Origin of the sequence: Stutzerimonas frequens, from assembly GCF_024448335.1 — a bacterium.
In the GTDB taxonomy this organism is placed as follows: Bacteria; Pseudomonadota; Gammaproteobacteria; order Pseudomonadales; family Pseudomonadaceae; genus Stutzerimonas; species Stutzerimonas frequens.
In genome coordinates, this window is sequence record NZ_JAMOHM010000009.1 from 80,434 (window position 1) to 95,433 (window position 15,000).

Annotated in this window: 12 protein-coding genes; 2 read left to right on the forward strand and 10 right to left on the reverse strand. The window is 64.2% G+C overall.

The features are described from left to right. Positions 1–12: 12 nt before the first annotated feature. Positions 13–1,359, reverse strand: a complete 1,347-nt coding sequence (pmbA, locus tag NAO55_RS13770; RefSeq protein WP_063544398.1) for a metalloprotease PmbA — start codon at positions 1,357–1,359, stop codon at positions 13–15. Between the two features lie 113 nt (positions 1,360–1,472). Between pmbA and yjgA the strand changes: the two genes are divergently transcribed. Next, complete coding sequence (gene yjgA, locus NAO55_RS13775; RefSeq protein WP_102840568.1) at positions 1,473–1,994, forward strand: ribosome biogenesis factor YjgA; 522 nt, start codon at positions 1,473–1,475, stop codon at positions 1,992–1,994. Positions 1,995–2,036: 42 nt separating this feature from the next. Here yjgA and tldD read toward each other — a convergent pair whose 3' ends face one another. The 9 genes from tldD to mreB form a co-directional block, all read right to left on the reverse strand. After that, complete coding sequence (tldD, locus tag NAO55_RS13780; RefSeq protein ID WP_102840567.1) at positions 2,037–3,479, reverse strand: metalloprotease TldD; 1,443 nt, start codon at positions 3,477–3,479, stop codon at positions 2,037–2,039. A 2-nt stretch (positions 3,480–3,481) separates the two neighbouring features. Then, positions 3,482–4,327 (reverse strand): carbon-nitrogen hydrolase family protein, encoded by an 846-nt coding sequence (locus NAO55_RS13785; protein ID WP_102840566.1) that lies wholly within the window; start codon positions 4,325–4,327, stop codon positions 3,482–3,484. A 43-nt stretch (positions 4,328–4,370) separates the two neighbouring features. Beyond that, on the reverse strand, positions 4,371–8,177 hold the full coding sequence (locus NAO55_RS13790) for a YhdP family protein (RefSeq protein WP_102840565.1): 3,807 nt from the start codon (positions 8,175–8,177) through the stop codon (positions 4,371–4,373). Positions 8,178–8,226: 49 nt separating this feature from the next. Beyond that, on the reverse strand, positions 8,227–9,684 hold the full coding sequence (gene rng / locus NAO55_RS13795; protein ID WP_063544389.1) for a ribonuclease G: 1,458 nt from the start codon (positions 9,682–9,684) through the stop codon (positions 8,227–8,229). Between the two features lie 86 nt (positions 9,685–9,770). Next, positions 9,771–10,361 carry a Maf family protein gene (locus NAO55_RS13800; protein WP_102840564.1) on the reverse strand — a complete coding sequence of 197 codons (591 nt, stop codon included), beginning with the start codon at positions 10,359–10,361 and terminating at the stop codon, positions 9,771–9,773. A 94-nt stretch (positions 10,362–10,455) separates the two neighbouring features. Further along, a complete protein-coding gene (locus tag NAO55_RS13805) occupies positions 10,456–11,592 on the reverse strand; it encodes a PEGA domain-containing protein (protein WP_102840563.1) in 1,137 nt (378 codons plus the stop codon). A gap of 191 nt (positions 11,593–11,783) precedes the next feature. Next, positions 11,784–12,272 (reverse strand): rod shape-determining protein MreD, encoded by a 489-nt coding sequence (gene mreD / locus NAO55_RS13810; RefSeq protein ID WP_063544382.1) that lies wholly within the window; start codon positions 12,270–12,272, stop codon positions 11,784–11,786. After that, positions 12,269–13,255 (reverse strand): rod shape-determining protein MreC, encoded by a 987-nt coding sequence (gene mreC, locus NAO55_RS13815; protein ID WP_102840562.1) that lies wholly within the window; start codon positions 13,253–13,255, stop codon positions 12,269–12,271. The genes mreD and mreC overlap by 4 nt, the downstream gene beginning before the upstream one ends. 97 nt (positions 13,256–13,352) lie before the next feature. After that, positions 13,353–14,390, reverse strand: coding sequence for a rod shape-determining protein MreB (gene mreB, locus NAO55_RS13820; protein WP_003292433.1), 1,038 nt, complete (start codon positions 14,388–14,390; stop codon positions 13,353–13,355). 317 nt (positions 14,391–14,707) lie between these two features. On the opposite strand from mreB, the gene gatC reads away from it, so the two are divergent. Then, the gene (gene gatC, locus NAO55_RS13825) at positions 14,708–14,995 is read left to right on the forward strand and encodes an Asp-tRNA(Asn)/Glu-tRNA(Gln) amidotransferase subunit GatC (protein ID WP_063544381.1); all 288 of its coding nucleotides are present in this window, start codon (positions 14,708–14,710) and stop codon (positions 14,993–14,995) included. Positions 14,996–15,000 lie beyond the last annotated feature (5 nt).

Consider the following 15,000-nt stretch of genomic DNA (forward strand, 5'->3'; position numbering starts at 1 on the left):
GGCTGGGCGAGGCTACTTGCCCGCCACCGTCATCCGCTCGATCAGCACCGAGCCGGTGCGCACGTTGCCACGCGTCTCGATATCACAACCTACCGCGACGATCTGACGGAACATGTCACGCAGGTTGCCAGCGATAGTCACTTCCTGCACCGGGAACTGTATCTCGCCATTCTCGACCCAGTAGCCGCCTGCACCGCGCGAGTAGTCCCCGGTCACCAGATTCAGCCCCTGCCCCATCAGTTCCGTTACCAGCAGCCCGCGCCCCATCTGACGGATCAGTGCTGCCTGATCCTCGTCGCCGTGACTGACGAACAGGTTGTGCACGCCGCCGGCATTGGCCGTGCTCGGCATGCCCAGCTTGCGTCCCGAGTAGGTCGACAGCACGTAGGACAGCAGGCGGCCACCCTCAACGAAGGGTTTGGCATAGGTCGCCAAGCCATCGCCGTCGTAACCGGCGCTCCCCAGCGCCCGCGGGATGTGAGGGCGCTCGTCCAGGCTCAGCCACTCAGGGAACAGCGTCTGCCCCAGCGCGCCTTCAAGGTACGATGCCTTGCGGTAGAGATTGCCACCGGAAATCGCTGCGATGAAATGGCTGAACAGCCCGGTAGCCAGCTCCGGCGCGAACAGCACCGGCACCTCGCAAGTCGGGATCGGACGCGCGCCCAGCCGCCGAACTGCACGCTCAGCCGCTCGCTGACCGATGGTCAGCGGATCGATCAGCGCCTCGCCGATCCGGTTCACGTCATAGAAATAGTCCCGCTGCATCTGCCCATCGCTTTCAGCGATCATCACGCAGCTCAGACTGTGCCGGCTGCTGCAATAACCGCCGATGAAGCCGTTGCTGTTGCCGTAGGCCCGACAGCCCTGATGGGTGTTGAGGCTGGTGCCGTCGGCGTTGCGAATCCGCTGGTCGAAGGCGAAGGCCGCACCTTCGCAGCTCAGCGCCTGCTCGATCGCCTGTTCGGGGGTGATCGCCCACGGGTGGTAGAGGTCGAGTTCGGGTAGCTCGCGCGCCATCAGCGAGGCATCGGCCAGGCCGGCGAACTCGTCCTCCGACGCATGCCTGGCAATGGCCAGGGCGGCCGCCACGGTTTCCCGAATGGCGGCATCTCCGCTGCCGGTGGTGCTGGCCGAGCCCTTGCTCTGGCCGACATAGAGCGTGATACCGAAGCCCTGGTCGCGATTGTACTCGACCGTTTCCACCTCGCCTTGACGCACCGTGGTGGACAGGCCCTGCTCCATCGAAACCGAAACCTCACTGGCGCTGGCGCCCTGCCGACGCGCCTCTTCGATGATGCGCTCGACCTTATCGCGCAAGCCGGGCAGCGCATGCGGTCCGATGCCCTCTACTTCACTCATAAGCTCTCCCAAAACCACTGCAATCTATTCAAGTAGCAGCCCGACATCAGCTCCGCTGAGCCGGCTGCCGGGGCTGCTGTTATCATGGCGGCATTTCCTAGTGGACCATCCCCATGTCTGAACACTCCGACGTCGAGGGCTTCGACGAAAAAAGCAAATCCCAGGTCAAGCGCGAACTGCTGGCGCTGCAGGAACTCGGCGAGCGTCTGACCACGCTCAAGCCCGATCTCATTGCTCGCCTGCCGCTCAGCGACGCACTGCAAAAGGCACTTGCCGACGCGCCCAAACACAAGGCACACATCGCACGCAAACGGCATATCCAATACATCGGCAAACTGATGCGTGACCAGGACGTCGACGCGATCCTGGCTCTGGTCGACCAGCTCGACGCCTCGACCCGCCAGTACAACGAACGGTTCCATGCGCTGGAACGTTGGCGTGACCGCCTGATCGCTGGCGACGACAGTACCCTGGAAGCCTTCGTCGCCGAGTATCCGGAGACCGACCGCCAGCACCTGCGCGGCCTGATCCGCCATGCGCAGCATGAAGCGGCACGCAACAAGCCGCCGGCGGCGAGCCGGAAGATCTTCAAATACATCCGAGACCTGGACGAGACCAAGCGCGGCCTGCGCTGAAGTCAGCTCCAGGCCGCCGGTCAAGATCCGACGCGCGCCTGCTCAAGCGCCCGTCCCTCCCACGGTGATCTCGTCGATCTTCAGCGTCGGTTGGCCGACGCCCACCGGCACCGACTGGCCATCCTTGCCGCAGGTGCCGACACCGCTATCCAGCGCCAGGTCGTTGCCTACCATCGACACCCGGTTCATCACTTCCGGGCCGTTGCCGATCAGCGTCGCGCCCTTCACCGGCGCGGTGATCTTGCCATCCTCGATCAGATAGGCCTCGCTGGTGGAGAAGACGAACTTGCCACTGGTGATGTCGACCTGGCCGCCGCCGAGGCTGGCGCAGTAGATACCCTTTTTCACCGAGCGGATGATTTCCTGCGGATCGCTCTCGCCGGCCAGCATGTAGGTGTTGGTCATGCGCGGCATCGGCAGGTGCGCGTAGGACTCGCGACGGCCGTTGCCGGTTGGCGCGACGCCCATCAGCCGGGCGTTTAGCTTGTCCTGGATATAGCCCTTGAGAATGCCGTTCTCGATCAGTGTGGTGCACTGCGTCGGCGTGCCTTCGTCATCGACGCTGAGCGAACCTCGGCGATCCGCCAGGGTTCCGTCATCGACGATGGTGCACAGGCTGGACGCCACCTTCTGCCCGATCCGACCGCTGTAGGCCGAGCTGCCCTTGCGATTGAAATCACCCTCCAGCCCATGGCCGACCGCCTCGTGCAGCAGTACACCAGACCACCCGGGGCCGAGCACCACCGGCAGTGACCCAGCAGGCGCCGGCACTGCCTCGAGATTGACCAGCGCCTGCCGCAGCGCTTCGCGCGCATAGCCCATGGCGCGATCCTCATCGAGGAAATACTGGTAGCCGGTACGTCCGCCGCCACCCTGCCCACCGCGCTCGCGACGGCCGTTCTGCTCGACGATCACGCTGACGTTGAAACGCACCAGCGGGCGGATATCCGAAGCCATGCCGCCATCCAGCGCGGCAACCAGAACATGCTCCCAGACACCCGCCAGGCTCACCGTGACCTGCTTGATCCGCGGATCGAGCGCTCGCGTCGCGACATCGATGCGCTTGAGCAGCTCCACCTTTTCGCCCCGGCTCAGACCGTCGAGCGGATTATCGCGGCCGTAGAGCGGCTCGAATGCTGCCCGGGACAGCACACCGACCTGCCCCTGCTTGCCGCTGCGGGCAATCGACCGCGCGGCCTGGGCCGCCTGACGCAAGGCATCGGCCGTGATCGCGTTGCTGTAGGCGAACCCGGTCTTCTCACCGGAAAGCGCCCGAACGCCGACGCCCTGTTCGATGTGAAAACCGCCTTCCTTGACGATGCCATCTTCCAGTACCCAGGACTCGGATACCTGATCCTGAAAATACAGATCAGCAGCATCCACGCCAGGACCGGCGAGCTCGCCCAGCAGCGCTGGGAGATCGTCGATGGTCAGGCCACCCGGCGTCAGCAGACGCTCGGTTACGGGTAACAGCAGTTCACTCATATTCACTCCAGACAGTCCGTGATCAAGCACGGGACGGAAAAACGGCGGTGGCGCTGCACCGGCATGCGCTGGCGGATGGCCGCCTGCTCGGGCACATCTCGTTCGGCGAGCAGCGCTGTCTCAGCAGCCGCCTGCTCGCACAACAACCGACCCCAGGGGTCAACGATAGACGAATGCCCATAGGTGACGCGACCGCCGGGGTGTGTACCGACCTGAGCGGCAGCCAGTACGTAGCACTGCGTCTCTATGGCGCGGCAGCGGATCAGAGTCGTCCAGTGCGCCTCACCGGTCACTGTGGTGAAGGCAGAGGGCGCACTGATCAGCTCGGCCCCTGCGTCGCGCAGCGCCATGTACAACTCGGCAAAGCGCAAGTCGTAGCAGACGGTCATGCCCAGCCGTCCAACCGGCGTGTCGGCCACGACCAGCCGCTGCCCTGCCCCGTAGGTATCGGATTCGCGGTACTGCTGCCGACTGTCGGCCACATCGGCGTCGAACAGGTGCACCTTGTCATAACGCGCGACCCGCTGTCCGTGCTCGTCGATGAGCAGCGAACAGGCATTGGGCCGGTCCTGCGGACGGTCGTCGGGTGGCAGCGGCACGGTTCCAGCGACAATCCACAATCTGAGGTCGCGCGCGGTACGTTTCAACCAGGGCAGAACAGGCCCTTGGCCTTCCGCTTCGGCGCGCCCCAGCTGCTGTGGGTCACTGCAGCCCATGGCGGCGAAGTTCTCTGGCAGCACCGCCAAGCGGGCCCCGCCCGCGGCAGCCTGCTCGAGCAGGCGCCGGGCGGCAGCTAGATTGCCGGCGACATCGGCCTGGCTGGTCATCTGGATTACCGACAGCGACATGAATGCTCCCGTCGAATTGCGATGGCCGCGAGACACCGACCAGTCAATTGGGCTTCTCGAACGGCTTGTCGAAGCTGATCTTCGGCGATTGCCAAGGTCCCTTGACGTCATACTGTACGCTGGCGAAGCGCGCCACACGGTCGCCCAGTAACTTGTCGACAACGAAAAGTGCCCCGCCAATCGCCGGGGCGCCGACGATCAGCGCAGCCAGCGGCAGGTTGTTGCTGATCGGCAGCGTGACCAGCAGTTTCGCATCGATCTGGTCGCGAGCCATGTCCAGCGTGCCATCCAGCTCGAGGTTGGTCGACGGACCGCTGACGGTGATGGGCTCGCGGGTGTTGAACACGCCCTCCTTGGCCAGCAGCCGACCATCCAGCCGGTCATAACTGAGCCCCTTGCTGAACAGGTCGGAGAAATCCAGTCGCAGGCGACGCCCTATCGAATTGAAATTGAGCACGCCGAACACCCGTAGCGCCTGGGCGCTGCCGTCGATCTCGACGAACTGTCCCTTGCTCAGCCGGGGCTGCATGCTGCCGGAATAGCGCGCCATGGCGAACCAGGCTGGTGAGCCGGGCCACTGCCCATCCACATCCAGGCGAAAACTGTCGCTGGTCACCGAGGGCGCAAAGCCCCAGGCAAGCAGTACGTCGGCGAGGTTGCGCCCTTCGAGGCGGCCCTTGTACCAGGTCTGCGCGCCGTCCCAACCGCCACTTCCGGTGATCTTCAGGCCCTTGAGGTCCAGAGCGATGTCGCGGAACTCGATTCCGGCGCTGACCGGCCGCAGCTTCAACGTCCAGGCGCCAAGCACATCGTCGCCCAGGGATATCCGTTTGATGGCGACATCCATCGCCGGCAGGCTCTGCGGGTCGACATCGGCCAGCGGATCAGGCCGCGCCTTGGATGCTGCTTCGCCGGTTTGCGCCGGAGCCGGCAGACGCAGGTGCTGGAGATCAGCAACGATGGTGCCACCCTCGGCATCCGGCAGACGAACCGAGCCGCCGATGGTCGAACTGCGAAGGCCAAGGTCCCAGGCATCGCTCAGTCGCCGCAGGTCCAAGCCAAGGTCGTCGATCCGGGTGCCAAAACCGTCGAAGCGACCGATATCGACCTGCGCACGGCGCAGCAGTGAGCCAGTCGTCTGCTGCGCGTCCGCCTTGCCATGTTGCTCGAGCACAGCCTGCCAGGCTTTCAAGTCGAGTTCCGGCAGGCGGCCTCTGACGTAAAGCCCGGCACGGGCCGGAAGATTAGCCGCACCGGGGCCCAGACGCAGCTCACCGCGACCCTGCGCCCAGGCACCCGGCGGCGCGGCGAACGCCAGCGCGGCGAGCGCCCCATGCTGGACGCCGTAGTGACGCTCGGCCCCTTGCAGAGACATCCGCAACGAGGTATCGCGGCGCTCGCCGGCAGACTTGCCGAACGGCGCTGGCAGATCGATGCGCAGCCCCTGTAGCGACGAATCGATTTGCAGCTGACTATCCTCACCCGCCAGATCCAGACGCAACTGATAGCGCAGTTCACCGCTGGCGGGCAGCGATTGCCCGATAGCGAGCCACTCAACCAGACGCTGCAACCCCACGGTGCCCTGTGCCTCCAGGCGAGAGGCTGGCTTGCCGGGCGCGCCTGTCGCGACCGCCTTGCCCTTGACCGAAGAGCCGAATAGGCGCGCCTGCATGGCCTCTGCACTCAAGCCTCGCGCGGTGTCGTAGCGGAATTTTCCACTGAGCTGCTCGAAGGCGAGCGCCGGCTCGGGGATCTTCAGCCTCGCATCATCGCTGGCGAAATCCACGATGACTCGCGGAGTGCCCTTGCCCAGCGGGATCTGCAGGTCAAGCGTGCCGCTGAGCGCACCCTGCCCCTGCCAGCCGGCGAACAGCTCGGCAGTCCCGATCGGTGCCTCCTGCAGCAGCTTCAAGGCGTCCGCCAGGCTGCTGTCGACCTGTCCTTTCACCGCCAGCTGCGGCACGTTTCCGGCCCCGGCGCGAGGTATCTCCGCTGTCGCATCCCGCACCTGGCTGTCGAGGATCCGCCCTTCCGCGAGCCGGACACGCACCCCACTGTCTTCGATCAGCACCTCGCCGCGGCCCTGTAGCAGCAGGGGCCAGCCGGGCTGAAACGCCAGCTCCGCATCACGCACCTTGAAGTACAGGCTCAGGGCGCGCGCGCTATCGGAAGCGCCCTTGTTCAATGCGCCCTGGTACTGGAAATGACCTTGCTCGACCGTACCGCTGCGGATCGCCTCCCTGAGCCAGCTGACCAGCGCCGGGCTCAACGCCGGCGAGCGTGTCGGCAGGTATTTCTCGGTGAAGCGCGCATCGCCTTCGCTCAAGCCGACCCGCAGGTCCATGTAATCTTCTGCAGCGGGGTCCCGAGCCAGTCGGATGAGAAAATCTCCGGCGATCTTGCCTTCCTCGCCGTCGATGCGCAGATAGGGCGCCGCCAGCGTGAAGACCTGCTCATCCAGCGCCCAGGTCAGGCGCCCGCCGGCGTGTCGGTAGCGCCACGGCTCGGGATAAAGTGGCGCAAGCTGCAGGCTGAAGTCGTCGCTGTCCACGCGCAACTCGCCGCCGCCCAAGTCACCACGAATGCTGCCACTCGCGTTCCCCACCGCCGGTATCCAGTTCTGCGCAGCAATGCTGATGCGGTCCAGATTGGCAGCGAACTGCAGGCGCTGCGGCGACTCCATCTGCGGGTAGTAGTCGAGCTGCAGGTTGCGCAATGTTCCGTTGGGTTGCAGCGCCGTCAGCGTCTCGGCGGCAGTCGGCGGCAACGGCGCCAGTACACGAACGAGCGTGGCGATCGGCGCGATAGCCAGCCGATCCGCCTGCAGGCGCCAGTGCTGCTTGGCCTGATCCTGCTGAAGCTGGATTCGCGCATCGCCCCAGCGCTCGCCGTCGAGATCGAATGCCAGCCGGTCCAGCAGCAGCCGGTAGCCCTGCTCGTTACGATCGATATACGCCTCGCCCCCCAGGTCCTCGAGCTGAACGGGCTCACGATCGGCAAAGGACATGCTCAGCTGCGACGCGTTCAGCCGTAGAACAGCACGCTCCAGCGCCTGTTCGCGCCAGCTCACCCACAGCTCGCCACCCATCTTTAGCGTCTGCAGATGCCAATCGGCAGTCAGCCGGCGTGGCAACCAGGCGGCCCAGTCGCTTTGTGGCAGGCTGAGGTAAACCTGCGCCTCGGCTTGCTGCCAGCGTTGCGGCTGCACCCGCCCCTGAATGTTCAAGGCCAGCGGCTGACCATCTGGCAGGATACTGCGCCCGTCCAAGCGGAGCCGCTCGCCGTCGACGCGCAAGCTCAGATCGGTGTAGCTCAAGGTCAGCGGCGACTCACCGAATGGCTCCAGCGTGATCTGGCTGTTGCGCACCACCAACCCACGTACCCGCTGCAACGACTCGAGCATCTTCTGTGGCTCGGGCGGTTTCTGCTCGGCACGGGTCGGCAAGCCTTCCACCCGCCACTTGCCCTCGGCATCTTCAGCGACCGACAGCTGCACGCCGCTGAGTTCCAATTGGTTCAGCCGCCATGCTCGGGCCCAGAGGCTGCCCGCCAGGTCCGGCACGATAGCGATACGGTCCAGGCGCATCGCGCTGTCCCCTTCACCGAGCAGCACGTCATGCGCCAGCAAACGCGGCGCGAAGCCCTCCCAGCGACCTTCGAGCCTGCCCAGCGTGATTGGCATGCCCAGCGCCGCCTGCGCTTTCTCCTGCACCTCGGCGCGGTATTCGGCGACCAAGGGCACCAGCTGCCGCCCCAGGCTGACGTAGAACGCGGCCAGAATCAGGCCGAACGCGATTATCCAGAACAGCTGGCGCGACAGTGTCAGGAGGAAGGCAGCGAGACGGTTCATCTGGATGCGCTCCGGTCATCTTGGGCCTTGCGGCCCGGTCTACCTTTGTTCAGAGCAACACCACATCGTACTGTTCCTGGGAGTACATGCTTTCCACCTGGAACTTGATCGAGCGACCGATAAAGGCTTCCAGATCGGCGACATTGCCTGACTCCTCGTCGAGCAGACGATCGATCACCTTCTGATTGGCCAGCACCCGGTAGCCTTCGGCCTGATAGGCCCTCGCCTCCCGCAGGATCTCGCGGAAGATCTCGTAGCAGACGGTCTCCGGCGTCTTTAGCTTGCCACGCCCCTGACAGCACATGCAGGGTTCGCACAGCACCTGTTCGAGGCTTTCGCGGGTGCGCTTGCGGGTCATCTGCACCAGGCCAAGTTCAGTGATGCCGATGATGTTGGTCTTGGCGTGATCGCGCTCCAGCTGCTTTTCCAGCGTGCGCAGGACCTGGCGACGATGCTCCTCGTCCTCCATGTCGATGAAGTCGATGATGATGATGCCGCCCAGATTGCGCAGCCGGAGCTGGCGTGCGATGGCGGTGGCCGACTCGAGATTGGTCTTGAAGATGGTTTCTTCCAGCGTCCGGTGGCCGACGAAGGCGCCGGTGTTGACGTCGATGGTGGTCATCGCCTCGGCCGGATCGATGATCAGGTAACCGCCGGACTTGAGCATGACCTTGCGCTCCAGCGCCTTCTGGATCTCGTCCTCGACGCCATAAAGGTCGAAGATTGGGCGCTCGCCTGGGTAATGCTCGAGACGATCGCCCAGCTCGGGCATCAGCTCGCCGACGAACTGCCTGACCTTCTGGAAATTTTCCCGCGAGTCGATGCGGATCTTCTCGATCCGCGGATTGACCAGATCACGCAGCGTGCGCATGGCCAGAGAGAGGTCTTCGTAGATTACCGTCGGCGCCTCGACGGTCTTGATCTGGCTCGCTATCTGCTCCCACAGGCGGCGCAGATAGCGGATATCCATAAGGATCTCTTCGCTGCCGGCGCCTTCTGCCGCGGTACGCAGGATGAAACCACCGGCCTCCTGAATGCCTTCGGCCGCAACGCATTCGGCTACGACCTGCTTGAGTCGCTCGCGCTCGGCTTCATCCTCGATACGCAGGGAGATCCCAACATGGCTGGTGCGCGGCATGTAGACCAGGTAGCGAGAAGGGATCGACAGCTGCGTGGTCAGGCGTGCGCCCTTGGTGCCAATGGGATCCTTGGTGACCTGCACCACCAGGCTCTGGCCCTCATGCACCAGTGCATTGATCGGCTCGACGGCGTTGCCTTCGCGGCTGGATATCTCCGAGGCATGAATGAACGCCGCGCGATCCAGCCCGATGTCGACGAAGGCCGCCTGCATACCCGGCAGCACCCGCACCACCTTGCCCTTGTAGATGTTGCCAACGATGCCGCGGCGCTGGGTGCGCTCGACGTGCACCTCCTGCAAGACACCGTTCTCCACCACCGCCACCCGCGACTCCATGGGGGTGATGTTCATCAGGATTTCTTCGCTCATTGTTGTTCTCGGCGGTGGCTTGATGTGCAGCGCTAGCTGATGGTTCCGGTCGATTCTAACCGGCCGGCGCGTCGAAGCCACAGGCTCTAGCGTGAGCCTTTGGTCCAACGTGGGAGAGCGAACACATCGAGCAGCTGCGTGGTTTCGCACAGCGGCAGGCCGACCACCGCCGAATAGCTGCCATGCAGCTGGCTGACGAAGGCAGCGCCCCAACCCTGGATGGCATAGCCGCCCGCCTTGTCCAGCGGCTCGCCACTGTTCCAGTAGCGCTCGGCCTCCGCTTCATCGATGCTGCGAAAGGTCACTTCGCTGATGACCACACGCGCTTCGCAGGCCGAGCGACTGGCAAGCGCCACCGCGGTCATCACCCGGTGGGTACGGCCCGAAAGTGCCGCCAGCATTGCCAGGCCTTCATTGCGGTCGACCGGCTTGCCAAGGATGCGCTGATCGAGCACCACGCTGGTGTCGGCGCCCAGCACGCAGCCATCGCGCTCACCCAGCACTGCCAATCCGGCGAGGGCCTTGTCCCGCGCAACACGCTCGACATAGGCCTCTGGGGATTCGGTCGGTGAAGGCGTCTCGTCGACGGAGACGCTGATCAGGGAAAACGGAGCGCCTATCTGCGCGAGCAGTTCGCGACGGCGGGGTGATGCCGAGGCGAGAAACAGAGTGCCCATGGCAAGTCCTCAACGTGAATAAGCGACAGCGTCGCATATTCAGGGGGCGTCGAGAAAGGCGCGGAGGGCTTGGCGGCACACCGGCGCGGGGCTGTCAGAACCTGAAGTTGAGTACCTGATCGCCCTTCAGTGACAGGGTACGCTTCTGGGTGATACCGCCAGAGGTCACCTGGATGTCGTAGACACCGCTATCCAGCACCAGCGACACCGGCGTCGCGCCGTGGTCCTGGTCGTTGATACGAACCCGGTCGTCGTACTTGTTGCTGCGCACGATCAGGGAATGCGTCTGACTGTCGCATTGCTCGTAAGGCACATCGAGGATCGCGCAGGGCATCATCTTCTTCGCGGTGATGGTCGCCTCGATATTCATCCGTGCGTGAACGGTGCCGTCCAGGCTCATGCTTGCCTGCGCGAAGTCCGTACGTGTGCGATAGCGGTACCAGCCAGTATCCAACGCCAGCTCCGCCACCTGATCACGGATGTCCTCGGCCAGGACCCGCTGATAGTGGCCCAGCACCCACTGTGACATCTGGCTGTCGCCGCGGAACTCGGCCAGACAGGTGGCCAGGCTCTTGCTCGCCGAGCAGCGGAACGAGACGTCCTGATCGAAGCGGATGGTCTTGTCCAGTTTGCGTGCAATAGCCTGGATGTTCTTGCTGTTGCGTTCGCGAGCCTCGGCGGCGAGCTGGGACTTGAGGCGCTCCGCATCACGGCTCGCCAGGGAGAGCTTCAGATGTTGGCTGCCCAGATCCTTTTCCAGAGCCTCGACACGCTCACCAATAGCAGCCGCGGCATCGGCGCTACGCTTGTGCTCGTCGAGCAACTCGTCGAGTCGCTTGCGCTCGATGCCCTGACTGAGGAAATCGTCAACTTCGGCCTGGATCAGCTTCTTGGTGTTCGCCAGCTGCAACTGGATCGCGGCCAGTTCGCTCTTCTGCGCACGCAAGGCCTCTTCGAGCTTCTGCTTCTCCAGCACAATGGCGTCGAGCTCGGCGAGCTTGCTGGCCAGCTGCTCGCTGCGGGAGGAATCGATGGTGCCGGGCGCCGCGGCGGGCGCATCGGAAGCCGCAGATTGGGCCGGCCGGGGTGCCTGCGGCGCGCTGTCGGCCTGGGAATAGTCGCTGCTCGCGATCAGAGCCAGCAGCAGCGAGGCGGCTGCGCTCGCTACAAGCACGGTGCGCGCACCCCGCCCCCATCGCCGCGTGGAAAGAATCGAAACGCCAGCTTCCATACTCATCGCCCGTGCTGTTGTGCTTGTCGTTTGTCTGAAGCAGATCACAGTAATGGCTGAACGCCATGAGGGGCGCATGATTTCAGAATTGCCCCGGAGCAGCAAGGCATAGGCCGTGCCGCTCCGCGCAAATCCACACGAAACTCATGACTTTCGCTTTCTGCCGGCGCGGGAGTAGTGAAACAGCAGTATCAGTAGACGGCGAAGCGTTGCCGCAACCCTTGCAGTGCTACGAACAGCCACGGCCAGAGCAAGGCACTGATAGGCACCGGTACGAGGAACAGCAGCGTAGGAGGACGATTGCCCGTCAGCGTGTTGAGCCATAGCTGAACCAGCTGCGCGAGACCCAGCACCACCAGCAGCACCATGCTCTGTTGCCACAGCGGGAACATGCGCAGGCGTTGCTGGAGACTCAACACCAGGAAGGCAATCAGGATCAGTGGCAAGGCACTCTGACCGAACAGCGTGCCCGCCAGCACGTCCTGCGCCAGGCCGAAGCAGAATGCAACGCCAAGTCCCCCGCGATGCGGAAGCGTCAGCGACCAGAAAGCGATTACCAGACCGAGCCACAACGGGCGAGCCAGCTCCGCGCTGCCCGGCATGGGAGCGATGCTGAGCAACAGGGCGATCGTCAGGCTGCACCAGATCACCCACCCATTGTTCGGCCGTCCACTGATCATTGCGCCTCCTCGACTGGCGAGGGCGCCGGGGCATCACCCACCGCCGGGGCATTACCGGCTGCCTGCTCCGCGGCAGGAGGAGCCGTCTCAGCGTCGGCAGCCGCTTCTCGGTCGGCATCCACCTGCGCCTGCGCAGCTGCGGCGGCGCGCTCCTCGGGCGTACGCGAGTCGCTGAAGACCAGCATCAGATAGCGGCTGCGGTTGAGCATCGCCGTAGGCACCGCACGGACGATCGCGAATGGCTGACCGGAGCCATGCACCACCTCGGTCACCTGAGCCACCGGATAGCCGCTGGGAAAGCGCTGACCGAGGCCGGAGCTGACCAGCAGGTCACCTTCCTTGATATCAGCGGTTTCCGCCACGTGACGAAGTTCCAGGTAGTCTGGATTGCCAGTACCCACGGCGATTGCACGCAACCCGTTGCGGTTGACCTGCACCGGAATACTGTGGGTCACATCGGTGAGCAGCAATACCCGCGCCGCATAGGGCAGCACTTCGACGACCTGCCCCATCAGCCCACTGGCATCGAGCACCGGCTGCCCCATGAAGACGCCGTCCCTTTCGCCCTTGTCGATCAGGATGCGATGGGTGAACGGGTTTGGGTCGAGCCCGATCAGTTCGGCGACGATGACCTTGTCATCCACCAGCGCCGCAGAATTAAGCAATTCGCGCAGGCGCACATTCTGCTCGGTCAGCATCGCCAGCTTCTGCAGGCGCCGCTGCATCAGCAACGCCTCGGCCTTGAGCTTCTCGTTCTCGGCCATCAGGCTGCTACTGCTGGCGATCTGTTCGGTTGCACCCCTCCAGATACGCACCGGCATTTCGGCGACCCAGTAGAACGGGGTCAGCACCAGCGCCATCTGGCTGCGCACCATCTTCAGCGCATCGAAACGTGCATCCACCACCATCAGCGCGACGCAGAGCACGACGAACACCAGCAGGCGTCCACCGAGCAGAGGTCCCTTGGCAAATAGCGGCTTGATTGCGACTACCTCGCGGCTGAAGCTTCAGACTGAACGCGACAAGCCGAAAGCCGGCGTGACCGGATCTTTCGGCTTGTCATCAACGGCGCGCAGCGCCTCACTCGGTGGACAGCAGATCCATCGCGTGCCGATCCATCATCTCCAGCGCACGGCCGCCGCCACGGGCTACGCAGGTCAGCGGCTCTTCAGCGACGATTACCGGCAGGCCGGTTTCCTGCGCCAGCAGCTTGTCCAGATCACGCAGCAAGGCACCGCCCCCGGTGAGTACCAGGCCACGCTCGGCGATATCGGAAGCCAGCTCCGGCGGCGACTGCTCCAGCGCGCTCTTGACCGCCTGGACGATGGTTGCCAGCGACTCCTGCAGCGCCTCGAGCACCTCGTTGGAGTTCAGCGTGAAACTGCGCGGTACGCCTTCGGCCAGGTTGCGACCACGCACATCGACCTCGCGCAGCTCGCCACCCGGGAATGCGGTACCGATTTCCTGCTTGATGCGCTCGGCGGTGGATTCGCCGATCAGGCTGCCGTAGTTACGGCGTACATAGGTGACGATGGACTCATCGAAACGATCGCCACCGACTCGCACGGATTCGGCATAAACCACGCCATTGAGGGAGATCAGTGCGATCTCGGTGGTGCCACCACCGATGTCCACGACCATCGAGCCACGCGCCTCGTCGACCGGCAGGCCGGCACCGATCGCCGCAGCCATCGGCTCCTCGATCAGAAAGACTTCCCGTGCACCGGCGCCCAGTGCAGATTCGCGAATCGCCCGGCGCTCGACTTGGGTCGACTTGCAGGGCACGCAGATCAGCACGCGCGGGCTGGGCTGCAGGAAGCTGTTCTCGTGCACCTTGTTGATGAAGTACTGCAGCATCTTCTCGCAGACGCTGAAATCGGCGATCACACCGTCCTTCATCGGACGGATCGCATTGATGTTGCCCGGGGTGCGGCCCAGCATGCGCTTGGCCTCGGTACCAACGGCGACGACGCTCTTCTGGTTACCGTGGCTGCGAATGGCAACTACAGAGGGTTCGTCGAGAACGATGCCGCGATCGCGCACATAAATAAGGGTATTGGCAGTGCCCAGGTCGATCGACAGATCACTGGAAAACATGCCACGCAGTTTCTTGAACATGGGAAAAGGGCCCTGGGGCAAACGCGTGGGGAAAAAAGTGCCGCAAACTCTAACAATGGTGCGAACTTAGGGCAAGGCGCGAGTCTGCCTGCATCGCGCCAGACGTGAGCCACTGCGCGCATCGCCTGCAAGCCAGGGCTCAAGCGCAATCAGGCGCGTCTCGCCGCGCCCCGCGCTACCGGTCGACGCCCCGGGCATGTAAGATTGACGGCTTTTCCGGGCCCGAAAGCCCTTGCCGCGGCGCGCCCTGTGCCGCCATGCGCCCCGTCCAGTCGACGGAAGGCGCAGCCCGATTCGCTTTCCGCTGGAGATATCCGATGGCGCTTGAACGCACCGAGGTGGAAAAGATCGCTCATCTGGCCCGCCTGGGCCTGTCTGAAGCCGACCTGCCTCGCACCACCGAAACCCTCAACAACATTCTCGGCCTGATCGACCGCATGCAGGCAGTGGACACCACCGGCATCGAGCCGCTGGCCCACCCGCTGGAAACCACGCAGCGCCTGCGTGCCGACGAGGTCACCGAGCGCAACCAGCGCGACGCCTATCAGGCCATCGCCCCGGCGGTGGAAAACGGACTTTATCTGGTCCCGCGGGTGATCGAGTGATGAAG

Excerpts from the sequence above, each read along its gene's own strand:
- tldD (WP_102840567.1), bottom strand. The coding sequence starts at position 3,479 with ATGAGTGAACTGCTGTTACCCGTAACCGAGCGTCTGCTGACGCCGGGT.
- NAO55_RS13800 (WP_102840564.1), bottom strand. The coding sequence starts at position 10,361 with ATGGGCACTCTGTTTCTCGCCTCGGCATCACCCCGCCGTCGCGAACTG.
- pmbA (WP_063544398.1), bottom strand. The coding sequence starts at position 1,359 with ATGAGTGAAGTAGAGGGCATCGGACCGCATGCGCTGCCCGGCTTGCGC.
- NAO55_RS13805 (WP_102840563.1), bottom strand. The coding sequence starts at position 11,592 with ATGGAAGCTGGCGTTTCGATTCTTTCCACGCGGCGATGGGGGCGGGGT.
- mreB (WP_003292433.1), bottom strand. The coding sequence starts at position 14,390 with ATGTTCAAGAAACTGCGTGGCATGTTTTCCAGTGATCTGTCGATCGAC.
- yjgA (WP_102840568.1), top strand. The coding sequence starts at position 1,473 with ATGTCTGAACACTCCGACGTCGAGGGCTTCGACGAAAAAAGCAAATCC.
- mreD (WP_063544382.1), bottom strand. The coding sequence starts at position 12,272 with ATGATCAGTGGACGGCCGAACAATGGGTGGGTGATCTGGTGCAGCCTG.
- gatC (WP_063544381.1), top strand. The coding sequence starts at position 14,708 with ATGGCGCTTGAACGCACCGAGGTGGAAAAGATCGCTCATCTGGCCCGC.
- NAO55_RS13785 (WP_102840566.1), bottom strand. The coding sequence starts at position 4,327 with ATGTCGCTGTCGGTAATCCAGATGACCAGCCAGGCCGATGTCGCCGGC.
- NAO55_RS13790 (WP_102840565.1), bottom strand. The coding sequence starts at position 8,177 with ATGAACCGTCTCGCTGCCTTCCTCCTGACACTGTCGCGCCAGCTGTTC.
- rng (WP_063544389.1), bottom strand. The coding sequence starts at position 9,684 with ATGAGCGAAGAAATCCTGATGAACATCACCCCCATGGAGTCGCGGGTG.